We start from the raw sequence: 15,703 nt of genomic DNA, 5'->3' as shown, positions 1-15,703 counted from the left end.
TCATAAAATCACCAACAATGAAGATAAAAAAAACCTTTGGATACCTCTTTTTGTTAGGTATCATGCTATCCATGGGGAGTTCCTTCGCACAGGAGACCTTTCCCAAAAACGATGTCCTCGATGCGCGCCCGGACAGGGTGGCCCTCACCCATGCGACCATCGTCACAGCCCCAACGCAAGTTTTGGAGAATGCGATGTTGGTCATCCAAGACGGTAAGGTCGTTTCGGTACAAGCGGGGAACCAGGTACCCAACGGCTATCTGGAAATCGATCTCAGCGGACGTTATATCTATCCCTCTTTTATAGACATGTTTGGGGAATATGGGCAACCCGAGGTAAAACGTCCCCCATTCAGGAACCCTGTTCTCAGTAGGGAACAGATACAGTCCAATACCAAGGGACCCTACAATGCCAACGAGGCCATAAAATCGCAATACAACAGTTCCGAAAACTTTACCGTGGACAAAAAGCTTGCCTCCAAATGGAGGGCCCAAGGATTTGGTGCCGTAGCGTCCATCAGAAGGGATGGAATTGCACGGGGAACCGCTGCCCTAGTAGCCCTAGGCGAGGATACGGAAAACAATTTGGTCATCAATTCCAAGGTGGCCGACCATTACTCTTTTGACAAGGGCACCTCGACCCAGGACTATCCCATTTCCGCTATGGGGACCATTGCCCTTTTGCGTCAGACCTTTTACGATGCCAAGTGGTATGGGGCACAAACCGACAGCCCTTTTTCGGACCTGTCGTTGGATGCCATGCTGGTCAATGGGAACCTGCCCAAAATCATGGAGGCCGATGGTTGGTTGACCGCCTTAAGAGCCGATAAAATAGCGGATGAATTCGGGTTCGAGTTCATTATAAAGGGAGGCGGAGACGAATATCAACGGATTATGGAAGTGAAGGACATGAAAGCTCCGATGATCATTCCGATCGACTTTCCCAAGGCCTATGATGTGAGTGACCCCTACATCACCAAGAAAATCACCTTGGCCGATCTTAAGCATTGGGAACTGGCCCCTACAAACCCGGCATCTTTGGAAAAGAACAGCATACCCTTTGCCATCACCTCCTTTCCACCTGAAAATCTTCCTGACTTCTTGAAAAATCTGAGAAAATCAGTGGCGTATGGCCTGAGCAAAACGGCTGCACTCTCCTCTTTGACCACCGTTCCGGCCAAATGGTTGGGCGTTGACCAGGATATGGGCACTTTGGAAGCCGGTAAAATGGCCAACTTCATCGTTACGGACGGTGATCTTTTTGAACCGGGCACTCAAATTATGGACAACTGGATCGAAGGGAAACCCTATGTGGTAAACGAACCCATTTCCGAATCCATCCTTGGGGAATACGATTTATCCGTAGGTGGCTTAAAGGCCGTATTGTCCATTATCGGAAAAGGCCCTAAGTACCAAGCCGAATTGACATTGACCGATGGATCAAAGGAAAAGGTGGAATTTAAAATGGACGGGGATCTTCCTGTCCTTAAATTCACGGTCAAGGGAAGCCAATACAATCTGAAAGGTTGGACCAAACAAGAAAAGGGAATGACCGTGCTTAACGGTACTGGCACCCTGAACTTTGGGGAGGACCAACCTTGGACCGCCCGGATGAAAGAAAAAGGAAGGGGCACCTTGGGAGCTCAAAAGATACAGGATAAGGGTCCTGTCGACTTGGGTGAGGTATTCTATCCATTCTTGGCCTTTGGCAGTCCGGAAAAGATTGCATCCCGATCCATTTTAATCACCGATGTCACCGTTTGGACGAACGAAGATGAAGGAATCCTCATGGACACGGACGTGCTTCTTGAAAATGGCAAGATTGCCAAGATCGGGACCGATCTCAGTGCCAAGGATGCCTTGGTATTGGACGGTACGGGCAAGCACCTGACCCCTGGAATCATTGATGAGCATTCCCATATTGCCTTGGGCGGTATCAATGAAATGGCACCAAATTCGGGAATGGTCCGGATGCAGGACGTGATCGACCCCGATGACCCGGGCATTTATAGGGCTTTGGCCGGGGGCGTCGTTGCGGCGCAGCTCCTACATGGATCTTCGGATCCCATTGGGGGCCAGTCCGCCCTAGTAAAATTCAAATGGGGGGAGGATGCCAAGGGATTGTTGATCCAGGGCGCTGACCCCTTCATAAAATTTGCCCTTGGAGAGAACGTGAAACGTTCAAAAAACAACGTATCCATACGATTTCCAAGGTCCTTGATGGGCGTGGAACAATTTTATACCAATGCCTTCACTGAGGCCTTGGATTACAAAAAGGAATGGGATGCCTATAGAAGCTTGGGCACAAAGGAAAAAAGGACCGCAGTGGAACCCCGTAAAAACATTCTTCATGAGACCATGTTGGAAATCTTGGAGAAAAAACGGTTCATTACGGCCCACTCCTACCAGGATAAGGAAATGTTGATGTTGATGGAGGTCGCGGAGCGGTTTGGTTTTGCCCTGAACACGTTCACCCATGCATTGGAGGGCTATCGGATCGCGGACCGAATGAAGGAACACGGGGTCGGGGGCAGCACATTTTCCGATCGTTGGAACTATAAATGGGAGGCTAGGAACGGGACCCCGTACAATGCCCCCATCATTGACCGTGAAGGTGTGGTCACTGCATTGAACTCCGATAGCGGTGAAACAATGCGACACTTGAACCATGAGGCAGCAAAGATGGTCAGATATGGGGGGCTCACACCAGAGGAAGCCCTTAAAATGGTCACCTTGAACCCGGCAAGGCTCTTGCACCTGGACGATACCATGGGAAGTATCAAAGTCGGTAAATCCGCGGATGTTGTCCTTTGGACAGGAGATCCACTGTCGCTTTATTCCAAACCTGAAAAGACCATCATTGAAGGGGCCATTTATTTTGATCTGGCCAAGGATGCGCAGTTGCGCAGGGAGAATTCAAAAGAGCGTGCCAGACTCCTCAAAAAAATGGAAGGGTTGGAAGGCACCGAGAACGTATCAACCAGAATATCCTTGGAACGGTTGGAATTCCATTGTGAGTCCTTGGAGATGCAGTACTAAATAATCAAGAACATGAAAAACAAGACATTGTATACGATATTGACCATGATACTGATCCTTTCGAGCCTTTTGGAAGGATTGGATGCCCAGATTCTTCCGATGGTTGCCAAGGAGCAGGAAACTCCCATCCTTTTGGTTGGGGGGACCGTCCATACCGGAGATGGCCGGGTACTGGAGGACACCGCGGTCGGATTTGACAAGGGGACCATTACCTTCTTGGGCAAAGCCTCTGATCTGGACGCCAATGGGATCGATTATAAGATCATAGACATAACCGGACAACAGGTATATCCGGGTTTTATCCTTTTGAATTCCATTATCGGTATCAACGAAATCAGTGGCGTTCCGCATACCAATGATACCTTGGAGGAAGGGGATTATCTTCCCAACCTACAAACAGTCTACGCCTTTGATATGACATCAACTTTTCTTCCACCTTTGCGGTTCAATGGGGTTCTTTACATTGAATCGATTCGATCAAGAGGTGTCATTCCAGGCACCTCATCGGTAATGTCCTTGGATGGCTGGAACTGGGAGGAAGCCGTATTCAAAAGGGCTGCGGCCATACACCTCGATTGGCCCTCTGCCCTATCGAGTTATTATGATGCCGAGACGAACAGCAGGATGCTCCGCCCCAATACTTCTTACGAAAAGATTACCGGTGAACTGGAAAAATTGTTCTCCGATGCCAAGCAATACGAACAAATGCCCACTGCCCAAACCAATTTGAAGTTGGAGGCCTTAACGAATCTGTTCCAAAAAGAAAGGGTACTTGTCATCCATGCGAATGAACCCAAGGAAATCATACAGAGCATCACCTTTGCCAAGTCCTTTGGCATTGACCAAATCTCCTTGGTGGCCTCTGAGGGTTCCCTGGAAGTTGTCGATTTTCTCAAGGAAAACCAAGTTCCGGTGATTGTACCGCCTACCTACAACCTCCCCAGAAACGATGATATGGACTATGATGCCTTTTATGGTTTGCCAACAAAATTGCAACGGATGGGCATCGAGGTATCCATGTACCATGTGGGATCGTTGTCCAACTCCATCAATCTGCCCTTTTATGCGGGAACATCGGTGGCATTTGGGATGAAAAAGGAGGAAGCCCTGAAAACCATTACTTTGCATCCCGCAAAAATTCTGGGAATTGACGATAAGCTGGGGTCCATTGCCATGGGCAAGACAGCCAGTCTATTTGTGTCCAAGGGGGATGCACTCGATATACAGACCAATGCGTTGACCTTGGCATTTATTGGCGGCAAGCAGATCGATTTGGAAGGACCACAACAATTGGACTACAAACGCTATTCCTCCAAATTAGGCCAGAACGAATAGATAGATGGGAAAAATTGAAGCAACGATAACCGGAATCAGTGACTGGATTTGGGGATTTCCCCTATTATTGCTGTTGGTGGGTGGCGGAATATATCTTTTGGTGTATTCCAGGTTATTGCCGTTCAAGCATTTCTGGCATGCCCTTCAGGTCATCAGGGGAAAGTACGAGACGGCCTCGAATGTTGGACAGATCAGTGCTTTCAAGGCATTGACCACAGCCTTGTCCTCCACCTTGGGCATGGGCAATATTTCAGGGGTGGCCCTTGCCATTACGATGGGTGGGCCTGGTGCCCTTTTCTGGATGTGGATCAGTGCCTTGATCGGGATGGCGACCAAATATTATACCTGTTCCCTTTCCGTCATGTACAGGGGTACCGATGATTCGGGGGAATCTCAAGGGGGGCCCATGTATGTCATCGTCAATGGTCTAGGCAAACCATGGAAACCCCTGGCCATTTTCTTTTCAATGGCAGGGATCTTTGGCTCACTTCCCATTTTTACGGCAAACCAGTTGACCCAGGTCGTCGTGGAAGTGATGCCCCTCTCGTTTATGGGACCATCCAAGGACCTGACCCTTTCAATGGTGGCGATCGTAATCTGCTTTTTGGTGGGTCTGGTCATATTTGGGGGAATCAGGCGCATAGCAAACCTGGCCAGTCGACTGGTCCCTTTTATGGTCACTTTGTATTTTTTATCTGTTAGCTATATTTTGGTGGTCAACCATGGTAGGATCATTCCGGTCCTAATGGACGTATTTAGGGATGCCATGACCGGCGATGCGGTGTTGGGGGGAAGTCTGGGTGCCATCATCATTATGGGGGTACGAAGGGCCGCCTTTTCGAATGAGGCAGGTATCGGCACCGCTCCCTTGGCACATGGTGCCTCAAAGAACACCGAACCGATCAAGGAAGGACTGGTAGCGATGTTGGGGCCCTTTATCGACACCATAGTGGTATGTACCTTGACCGCCATTGCCATCTTGGTCACGGGAAGTTGGCAGCGTTCGGACCTCAGTGGTGTGTCCATTACTTTGGAAGCTTTCGTTTCTGCCATGCCTGTAATAGGTGCCCCGTTGTTGATCTTTATCGTGGCCATATTCGCATTGACCTCTTTGTTCACCTATTCCTATTATGGATCGAAATGTGTGGTATTCCTGTTTGGAGCCAAATATCGGAACATCTATAACTACCTGTATATCGCGGGCATATTCCTTGGCTCGGTTTCCTCCTTGGCCGGTGTCGTGGGCATCATCGATATCAGCTTTGCCCTAATGTCCATCCCCACCATGGTTTCGGCGATTTTATTGGCACCGCGCATCAATGCGGCCAACGCATCCTATTTCAAGAAAATTGAACTGCAAAAACAACTAGCTTAAAAATCCTATTATGAAAAAAATCTTTGTACTCCTAAGCCTGTTGGCCATAGCGAACCTATTTGGCCAAGAACAACGGTTCCAGGGCCAACCCCCTGTGAATGCCGTACCAACGGATTCCAAACCGGTCCAAAAGCAATGGAAGGGACAGTTTGCCTTTCCGGATCAAGGTATAACCTTCTCCAATGAGTTCGACGGTGCCCGGTTGAACGGCTTGGTCCAGAACAATGACAGTACCTATACCCTATTGATCACTTCGGAGAACACTCCGATCAATACCAGTCCGTGGTATGCGTTCAAGGTTTGGGGAAAGCGTCCTATGACCATTGATGTATGGCTGACCTATCAAGCGGACAACAAACACAGGTACTAACCAAAGCTCAGCCATGACGGAGTGCACTGGACCGCATTGGATTCCCTTCGTTATGTTGAGATTGGTAAGGGAGAAAAGGCCTTTGGCCCCGGCTCCTTGCCTGAAAAGGTCAAAATGCGATTGGAAGTGGGCCCGGATACACTCTGGGTCGCTGGACAAGAATTGGAAAATTCGGCCCGGGTAAATGCCTGGATGGACAGTATTTCCCAGAAAAAGTTCGTGACCAAGAACACCATTGGAAAGAGCCGTGAGGGCCGGAACCTCAATTTGCTCAGCATTGGCGATACGGACTCCAAAAATATGATTATGATCATTTCCAGACAGCATCCCCCTGAGGTAACAGGGTACCTGACTATGAAATCCTTTGTGGAGACCCTTTCCTCGAATACCAAATTGGCCAAAAAGTTCCGAAAGGAATTTACCATCTATGTGGTCCCCTTGATGAACCCTGACGGGGTCGACAATGGGTTTTGGAGACATAATACCGGTGGAATAGACCTCAACCGGGATTGGGCCAATTTTAACCAACCGGAAACCTCTGCGGTCAAGGATTTCATGGAAGGGATGGTCGAGAAGACCCAAGGGAAGTTCTATTTCGGCATAGATTTCCATTCCACTTGGGATGATATTTACTATACCGTGGATCCGGAACTCCATGGAAACATGCCCAATTTGGTCTCCACCTGGCTGGATGGCCTAAAGAAGCGCATCGAGGGATATGATCCCAATATCAAGCCTAATGGGGATTTGGTCCCTACCACGGTATCAAGGAACTATTTCTTCGTAAAACATGGTGCCGAGGCCTTGGTCTTTGAGGTCGGGGACAATACCCCAAGGGATTTTTTAAAGGAAAAGGCGGAGAAGGGCGCCGAAGCACTTATGGAGATCATGTTGGAGCGTATCAAGGACATTCCCTGACCCGGACAAAAGAGCAAAACCCGGAATCCAGAAAAGCAACATTAAGTACCTTAAAAATAAACCCATGAAAAGAATGCTATATTTTCTTCCCTTACTACTATTTACCCAATGTACCCGTGAGTTACCTGCCGAACCGACAGGTTTGGTCACGGAAAATGCCATGGTCGTCTCTGCACGTAGGGAAGCTTCGGAGATAGGCGTTGAAATCATGAAAAAAGGCGGGAATGTTTTCGATGCCATGGTAGCCACCGAACTTTCCCTAGCGGTGGCCTACCCTTTTGCGGGAAACCTCGGGGGCGGGGGATTTATGGTCTATCGCAAGAGTAATGGTGAAGTGGGAAGTATCGATTACAGGGAAAAGGCTCCATTGGCCGCCCATAGGGACATGTATCTCGACTCCCTGGGCAATGTCATACCTGGGCTGAGCACATCTGGGGGAACCGCCGTAGGTGTCCCAGGTACCGTGGCCGGGGTTCTGGAAGTCCACAAGAAATTCGGAAAACTGCCCCTCAACAAAATCATGGAACCCATCATTGCCTTGGCGAGAAAAGGGGTCGTGGTGACCGAAAAACAGGCCAAAAGATTAGAAGGTACCCGAAAACGATTCATTGAAGCTAATAGTGACAGCACCAAGTTCGCGACCGTGTACAAAGCTGGTGATACCATCAAATACCCGGCATTGGCCACCACCTTGGAAAAGATCATGAACGAGGGACGTGATGGGTTCTACAAAGGGGAGGTAGCCCAAAAAATAGCGGCCTATGTACAGGCAAAGGGAGGTGTGATCACGGAGGAGGATCTCGCTAGGTATGAGGCCAAGTGGAGATCGCCCATTGTATTTGACTACAAGGACATCAAGATCATCTCAATGGGTCCCCCCAGCAGTGATGGTATGACCATGGATCAGATCTTTACCATGATAGCACCCTATGAAATAGCTAGCTATGGCCACAATTCGACAAGGGCCATCCAATTGTTCACCGAAGCTTCCAGAAGAGCCTATGCGGATCGGAACCATTACCTTGGTGATCCCGATTTCGTGGACATTCCCTATAAGGGGCTCATGGACGTTGACTACTTAAAGTGCAGAATGGCCGATTTTACTTTTGATAGGGCCACCTTGTCCTCGGAAGTAGGCCATGGAACGGTGGAAATTGTGGAAAGCAGCGAGACCACCCACTACTCCATTATCGATGCGGAGGGCAATGCCATCAGTGCGACCACGACCCTGAACGGTGGATACGGTTCCAAACTTTATATTGATGCCTTGGGATTTTTCCTGAACAATGAAATGGATGATTTCAGTACCAAGCCCGGTGTTCCCAATATGTTCGGTCTTCCTGGCTCCGAGGCCAACAGTATTGCACCCGAGAAACGAATGTTGAGCAGTATGTCACCGACCGTAGTGGAAAGGGACGGCGAGCTTTACATGGTCGTCGGCACCCCTGGAGGTTCCACGATCATCACGGCCGTGGCCCAGACCATACTCAATGTCCACGAGTTCAATCTCAGCATGCAGGATGCCGTGAACGCTCCGCGGTTCCACCACCAATGGATGCCCGATGTAGTCGTGTTCGAACCCGAAGGCTTTCCTTTGGAAACCATTGAAACCCTAAAGGCAAAAGGCTACCAAATCAATGAGGGCAGGACCCGGATCATAGGAAAGGTAGACGCCATCCGAGTGCTGGAAGACGGCAGACTTGAGGGCGGGGCGGACAAACGAGGGGACGATACCGCTGCGGGATATTGACCACCCAGAGAACCAAACCCTACTTGGTAAAACGCATACTGATGATTTTTGAGACCATTGACTTTACGTATCCTATACACCTTCAAGGTAAGGGAATTTACCCATGAAAGATTGAAACGTTCTTCCTCAAATATCGCTTACCCTTTATATTCCTGATTGATATCCCTTTAATTTAAAAGCCAAAGACACCTTGGGGCGATTACAAACAAAAAATTGAACTTTACATATTATAGTAAAGGAATTTTCAAAAACCAATAAATTCAATTATTGGTTGCGGTTTATGGAAAATCACGATATTCAACCAATGGTATCCACTTCCTTGATTAGGTATCCAACGTTAGAAAAATGCATTGAAAGAAGGTAAACAAGCCCAAAAGCTATCAAAATTCCCCAAAAAATGCCCTGTATATCCACCGCAAAGTGAAAACCCATGATTCCAAAAGCAATAGGAATCATAGCTAACAATGCAACAATTATCCATCTACCAACGACCAAAAGTATAACTGGTAACAGTTCCACCACACCCACTGTTGGCATTATAAATTTATTGGCCAATAGTCCTTTGTAAACAGCAATGGACTCCTCGGTCATCACACGGTCGTGAGGCAGAAATCCAAAAAACTTATACAATCCGAATAGGATCAAGGTAACCCCCAATCCTATTTGAACCATTTAATCTATTCTTCTGGACATTCCTTTTATTTCTTGGTAAAATGATATCCAACCGATTCAACGGCAGAAGTGATTTCCTCTGCTGGATAGTGGGTAGGTAGAGATAAGTAGATTAAAGATTTGCATTTCGTGTCCTTGTTTTGGTCTACTATTTGATCTACATTATACATTCTCCCATTTTATTTTTGTGAGTCTATTTGATATGGACAGAATTATTTCCAAAATGCTTTCCTCTTTTGGCAATTTTCCATAAACCAAATACTCAAACTCATTGCGATAGGTATCTTTAAGTTGGTTCCATGTTTTTTCAGGTTCTTTGAAAATCAATGCTTGTTTTGGGTGGTACTTTAACCAATCATTGTTGTTCTTAAAACTTTGCGTATCATCATGGGCTACCCTTAGGAGCATTTTATCAAATGCACCCGAATTGAAAAATCCTAGAACCGTTTCATCCTTTAATAATTGATGAATATCGTATACATGCCTAATTTTGTTGTTCAAATCCTCAATTGGGTTTTTAGTATGGGAAAACCGGACCAAACTCATTATTTTTTCGCAAAGTGTTCTTTTGACATCCAACACAAGTACTTCAAAGGGTAATAATCCATAAGTCTCTGCTAGTTTGGTTTGGTTTGAGTCAACCATCATTTCATAGATATACGTATTGACGACCTTCTTAATATATGGTTCAAAGTGACCTAACCACGTAGCTTCAACAATGATAGTATCCCTTACTTGTCCAAAATCGCCCTCAAAGATTTTGGGATAGTTATAGGCAATCTTTCTTATCATTCCCATTTTATTGGTGATTCCATCAATATCCACCTCCTCGAATGGTTCTACTATTTCCTTGGTTATTCTTTTAAGCTTGTTCTTTAATTGGCTCCCCGTCTCTTCTTCCCTGCGCAATACTACCAAATCAATATCTTCACTAAAACGGTCAATGTATTTAAAACACTTTGACAAAGCTGTACCCCCCTTAAATATGGCCTCATCTTTGTTTGCACTTTCATAAATGAGCTTTAGGGCATAGCATATCCAATAATCCTTTTCCACGTAAATTTCTAGAATATCCATACGTTGGGCAGTTGCCCTTATCGCCTCAGCAAAGAGTTCACTATTAGTGTGCAGATTCATACGATATTCCAATTTGGTTGTGTTGTCAATGTGGTATCACGCAAATTATATCTATAGATAGTAAGTGGATTAAGTGAGTTTTTCAATTCTTTTATATCGATTGCCACATCAAGTTGTTCTAATAGTGCTCCCAACAAAGCCCTTACCCGTGGTGGGTACAAGAGAGCATACTTGATGAGTACATCCAATTCTTTGGGTGTCATTTTCCCTAAACGTCTTAAAAAAATAAGAATAGCGGATTTTTTATCAACATCCGGAATGCTATTAAGGTCTTTCATGGCATCCAAAAAACCCAACATCCTATAATTTTTATCAGTAACGGGTGCGTAGCTCTTTACGGGCTTTGCTTTGATGCCGCCTCTATTAATATATATGCGCTTTTCGGCACTTGCTATTTTGTATAGTGACGGTATTTGGGTAGTCAGGTTCAACTGATTGTACAAAGAGGTTCCGGTTATATAGGCTATTCGCTTACCATCTTCGTATAAATATGGTCTTAGAATATCCTCTTCCCTTGGCTTTAGTTCTCCAAAAACCGTTACATTGGGTTTGTAAAAAATGCCTTTGGACAATTTTCTTATAATTCCTTTTTTTTGTAGTCGTTCCAAGGCCTTTGCAGCGGTTACATATTCTTCTGACCGAATAGGTAAATCGGCATAACCAAAAGTACTGTCCTTCGGGAGTTCCGCTATTTTATCCGCTATTTTTTTCGCAATTGTCATTACAATGCAAAGATATCCAAATAAATTACATGTCAAGTTTTATGCGCAAAAAACTTGACATATTGATTAAAAAGATTATTCGATGATCCGCCTTGATATTAATTAGTCACAAGATATTATTGGTATAGGTTTTTAACAAACCACTCAATATGTTACTAGAAATTTCTCTTTGATGTGAACATACATTCCTCCACCATCCCTTATATTTTCAAAAATAGAGGCAATAGGAAATACACCGCAATGGCCAACACAAGAATGGAAATTAAATTCATTAAAAAACCAGTACGTACCATATCGGGGATTCTAAGGTAGCCCGATCCAAAGACCACCGCATTTGGGGGCGTTGCCACTGGAAGCATAAAAGCACAGGAAGCGGCAGTGGTACAGGCAACCATCAACACGAACGGATCAACATCCAAGGTCACCGCCAATGGTGCCAAAACAGGCAACATCATGGCCGTAGTGGCCAAATTCGAGGTGACTTCCGTCAAAAAATTTATGCAGGTTATGACCAATAATATCAACGTAAGCAAGGGTAATCCATCAAAGAATGTCATTTGTGAACCCAGATAAATTGCCAACCCACTAGTCTCAAAACCACTAGCGATGGCCATTCCTCCACCAAACAACAGAATTATCCCCCAAGGAATCTGAACAGCTTCTTCCCATTTTATCATCTTCCTACCCTTTCCAGCAGGCAAAATGAACAAAACAAGTGCCGCTCCAATGGCTATTATGGTATCATCTATCCCAGGAACAATCTTTTGTAATAAGAACGACCGTGTTATCCAACAGAGTGCGGTAAGAACAAAAACGGCCATAACAATCTTTTCTTCCCTTTTCATAGGTCCCAGTTCCTGTATAAGCCTATGGATCTCTTCCCTTCCCCCAGGAAATCTTCCTTGCCGCAACGGGTAGGCAATCCGCGTAAGGTATAGCCATGCCAAAATCAACAGTAGAATCGATATCGGAAGTCCAAACTTCATCCATTGCCAAAAACTGATATCCAACCCATAGGCCTTCTGTACAAAACCGGCGAAAACCAGATTGGGTGGGGTACCTATCAATGTTGCTATCCCTCCAATGGATGCCGAATATGCGATGGAAAGCATCAGCAACTTGCCAAAAACAGCATTTTCGTCCTTGGCGGTCCGTGGATTGTCCTTTAACTGTTTTACAATGGATATGGCCATCGGCATTACCATCACTGCAGTGGCCGTGTTCGATATCCACATGGAAAGAAACGCAGTAGCCACCATAAATCCTAATACAATGGTATACATATTGGTACCAATGGCCCTTATGATATGCAATGCGATTCTCTTGTGCAGGTTCCATTTTTCTATGGCCATTGCCAACATAAACCCACCCATGTACAAGAAAACATATTTATGGCCATAGTTAGCTGTGGTTTCCTCTAGGCCCAGTGCCCCCAACATGGGAAACAAAACAATGGGAAGCAGCGCCGTGGCAGCTATCGGAAGCACCTCCAAAATCCACCAAACACCTATCCATAAGGTAACGGCCAAGATATCCCTTCCTTGGGAGGAGAGACCCTCCCCGCTAAAAAAGAAATGAATGAGAAGAAACAGAATCGGACCAAGTAAAAGGCCCATACGTTTATATGACATGTTTTTTGAATTGATTTGGTATGGTTATATAAAAAAGAGGCGTTGATCTATGATCGAACCGCCTCTTTTCGCAAAGATTACAAGATTTAATTCATATGTTCCTTGTCCATCCAGTACAACAGGTAAGGAATGTTATAGGCATGGGTCCATCCAAATACGCGAAGTCCTTGATTGGTTTCCCAATTGGTAAAGCTCTTTTTACTTTTTGGCAAATAGGAAATCTTGACCAGATCTTCGCTAAAAGCTTCCGCATTTTCATAGGACGCTGGTTCTTTGGGCAGTTCTCCGATCATTAGTACTTTGGCTCTCTCAAGAGCTTCATTCAGATACACTTTTTCCCCACTGAACTCATATCCTATCAACAATGGATATATGGTCGCCAAATATGATTCCATCTCATGGTTCAAGGGAGGCACATCCCTGACCCAGCGAGCATGTTTCAAAAGAGCTTGTCTCACGGTTTCATCACCGGTTATCTGTTGGTACTTATAAAGTCCTTGGGCAACATAGGTCTGACTATACCCATATCTATCCAAGAGTAGGTTTCCTCCCTGACGTTCCTGGAATTCCAACATTAACTTGACCCTATCGTCCAGTTCGTCCTTATACTTTTGGAGCTTGGTGGCATCGTACAGTTCAACAAGGTTTAAAACGGATAGATATAACCTTCTTCCCCTTAGATCATGCTCCCCCCATATTCTGTTGATATAAGTATCCCCAGTCATTCTGGCCACTTCGAGGGCCCTATGGTCGGCAGAAAGGTAATATGATGCAATCCAACCTTGTATCCATACATGGGCACTCAAAAGAGCATACCAGTGTTCATTGGCATGCCTTCTTCCTATGCCCAAATAGGGGGTGGACTTGGGTTCATCCTCATAGTTCCAGAAGTCTATGGCATCATTTATCTCCCCATAATAGGTTCTTTTTTTGGGCCAATGCACATTGTCCACATCCATGGTATGCCTACTCATGGCTTGGGCCAAATTATAATATTTGGAGTCTCCTGTCCGCATAAAGTTGGTCCAGAGCATGAAGTCCACTGTGGGTTCATTATTGGTCCATTGTACCCATTTTCCATTAAAGTAGTAACTTTTCCCATCCCCATAGTTGAAAATCCCATACCACGGCTCATGCTTTTGGTTATAGGCCCACCATTGGTATTTATATTGCAGGGCGTTCTCAAATTCCGGATGCTTGGATGAAAAAGGGGCCATATTACCGTATGCCTTGGATTGGGTATACCACTCAGGTGTGGCATGCGCCACTGGGTTTTCGATGATATAATCCATCTTTTTCCCTACTTTATCCATAGCATCGTTGTTGTGGAAGTAATAGACAAACTCTGTGGTCTTGGTAATCCCTTGGGCAAAATTGCCCAACATGCCCCCATCCGGTTCGGTATTATGTCTAGCAAAGTTCATGGGACCGTTTTCCTTGGGCCAAACACTGCCCAAAAGAGTTCCATTGGCAGGATCGACCTCAATCCCTTTGGGATATTCCTTCATAAAGTTTTTAATCCCAACGCCTACTCCTCGTTTTCCGTCGGTAACGTTGAGCCATCCTTTAGCCCTTTCCACTATTGCTTTACTTTCTTCCCCTTCTGAAACAGTGGCCCTAAATTCCAAAGCCGTATCGGGATTGTTCCCATCGTCCTCCTTTTTGAAACCGTTGAGGTACAAACTTCTTAAACTGGTGCTCTTTCTCCTTGCCGGGCCTTGTTGTAAAAGTTGAACTGGGGATTCCCCATTGGCAGCGATTTCCTCCAGAAAAGTATTGGCTTTGTCTTCTTTCCAGCTTCCTTCATATAGAGGCATTGAAACATTTACTTCATTATCCAGATGGTATTTAAGCTGAAGCCCACAGGCTGCAATTTGATCATTGGGCTGAGTCCAACCCATATCGTTCTCAGTGTTCTCCGTTACGATTATCTTATTTTGTGTGGCAATATTGGCATGTTCCCCTTCTTGTGGTTTATGTTTGTCCGGGATTCCTGTATAGGTCATGGTATGCAAAACTTTTATGTAGCTTTTTCCCGCATAGGCGTGCAACCAAATGGTAAAAGGGGACAGATTGTTATCCGATCTGCTATAGGTATAGGTTCCTTCTATCCGGAATATACTGTGCATCGGGCCAGATCCTTTCTCCCTGAACACCTCATTTATCACCGCTTTCGAAGTATCTATTCCGGCATCATCCAAAAGATCGAGAAAAGAACCCCTATTTTTTCCTGGTGAAGAAACAATGAGCTCCTCCTTATCAAACTTTCCATCTTTGTTGGAATCCAAAAACACTTCATCCAAAAAACCATTCCCTTTTTTATGTATGGAGAAGGACAAAGGCCCTGTATTCACCTCTATCCCACCTTGGGGCCGCATGTTGTTCATGGAAACAATCTTTTCTTTGGGAAGTATGGGTATTACAGAATCACCATATTCCAATATGTATTCTGAGTCTTTTTCGGAGAAAAAGAAAACCCATACCCATTTAACACTTTCGTCGGTTGGCCCCCAATTGCTCACTTCTGTGGTTTGACAAGGAATCTCAGTACCTCGGGATGTCAACAGACGTAGATGGTCCACCGAATGGAGTGTACCTTTTGGAAAAGGAATTCCAAGGGTTATTGGTGCACCTTCTTTATTGTTCTCTATGGTAATGTTGACCTGCTTGCCCTTTTCTGGGGTCCCACAGGATTTAAGCAAAAAACATGTAAGTAATATTAAAGCTAGTATTCTCATTTGTGCAATACGATTAT

11 protein-coding genes are annotated in these 15,703 nt (G+C 45.5%); 6 read left to right on the top strand and 5 right to left on the bottom strand.

What is annotated here, in order from left to right; all coding sequences use genetic code 11:
* Positions 1-17 precede the first annotated feature (17 nt).
* The 6 genes from J0656_RS18875 to ggt all read left to right on the top strand — a co-directional run bounded on the left by J0656_RS18875 (position 18) and on the right by ggt (position 8,786).
* Entirely contained in the window at positions 18-3,038 is a 3,021-nt protein-coding gene (locus J0656_RS18875; RefSeq protein WP_207036722.1) for an amidohydrolase family protein, read from the top strand.
* A 12-nt stretch (positions 3,039-3,050) separates the two neighbouring features.
* Positions 3,051-4,373, top strand: coding sequence for an amidohydrolase family protein (locus tag J0656_RS18870; RefSeq protein ID WP_119647239.1), 1,323 nt, complete (start codon positions 3,051-3,053; stop codon positions 4,371-4,373).
* 4 nt (positions 4,374-4,377) lie between these two features.
* Positions 4,378-5,748: an alanine/glycine:cation symporter family protein gene (locus tag J0656_RS18865; protein ID WP_119647238.1), complete on the top strand. Its 1,371-nt coding sequence runs from the start codon at positions 4,378-4,380 to the stop codon at positions 5,746-5,748.
* A gap of 10 nt (positions 5,749-5,758) precedes the next feature.
* The gene (locus tag J0656_RS18860) at positions 5,759-6,118 is read left to right on the top strand and encodes a hypothetical protein (RefSeq protein WP_207036713.1); all 360 of its coding nucleotides are present in this window, start codon (positions 5,759-5,761) and stop codon (positions 6,116-6,118) included.
* Between the two features lie 21 nt (positions 6,119-6,139).
* Positions 6,140-7,036: a M14 family metallopeptidase gene (locus tag J0656_RS18855; protein WP_207036704.1), complete on the top strand. Its 897-nt coding sequence runs from the start codon at positions 6,140-6,142 to the stop codon at positions 7,034-7,036.
* Positions 7,037-7,100: 64 nt separating this feature from the next.
* A complete protein-coding gene (gene ggt / locus J0656_RS18850) occupies positions 7,101-8,786 on the top strand; it encodes a gamma-glutamyltransferase (protein WP_207036702.1) in 1,686 nt (561 codons plus the stop codon).
* Between the two features lie 297 nt (positions 8,787-9,083).
* On the opposite strand, the gene J0656_RS18845 is transcribed toward ggt, so the two are convergent.
* The 5 genes from J0656_RS18845 to J0656_RS18825 form a co-directional block, all read right to left on the bottom strand.
* Positions 9,084-9,458 (bottom strand): hypothetical protein, encoded by a 375-nt coding sequence (locus J0656_RS18845; protein WP_127137023.1) that lies wholly within the window; start codon positions 9,456-9,458, stop codon positions 9,084-9,086.
* A 162-nt stretch (positions 9,459-9,620) separates the two neighbouring features.
* The gene (locus J0656_RS18840) at positions 9,621-10,595 is read right to left on the bottom strand and encodes a nucleotidyl transferase AbiEii/AbiGii toxin family protein (protein ID WP_036383532.1); all 975 of its coding nucleotides are present in this window, start codon (positions 10,593-10,595) and stop codon (positions 9,621-9,623) included.
* Positions 10,592-11,317 carry a DUF6088 family protein gene (locus tag J0656_RS18835; protein WP_036383530.1) on the bottom strand — a complete coding sequence of 242 codons (726 nt, stop codon included), beginning with the start codon at positions 11,315-11,317 and terminating at the stop codon, positions 10,592-10,594. Before J0656_RS18835 ends, J0656_RS18840 begins: the two co-directional genes overlap by 4 nt.
* A 200-nt stretch (positions 11,318-11,517) precedes the next feature.
* Positions 11,518-12,948: an SLC13 family permease gene (locus J0656_RS18830; protein ID WP_036383527.1), complete on the bottom strand. Its 1,431-nt coding sequence runs from the start codon at positions 12,946-12,948 to the stop codon at positions 11,518-11,520.
* An 86-nt stretch (positions 12,949-13,034) separates the two neighbouring features.
* Complete coding sequence (locus tag J0656_RS18825) at positions 13,035-15,650, bottom strand: exo-rhamnogalacturonan lyase family protein (protein ID WP_225604829.1); 2,616 nt, start codon at positions 15,648-15,650, stop codon at positions 13,035-13,037.
* Positions 15,651-15,703 lie beyond the last annotated feature (53 nt).

Origin of the sequence: Flagellimonas aurea (genome assembly GCF_017313785.1) — a bacterium.
GTDB lineage: Bacteria > Bacteroidota > Bacteroidia > Flavobacteriales > Flavobacteriaceae > Flagellimonas > Flagellimonas aurea.
Note: the sequence above shows the minus strand (reverse complement) of the source record. Positions and strands in the feature narration are given on the sequence as shown.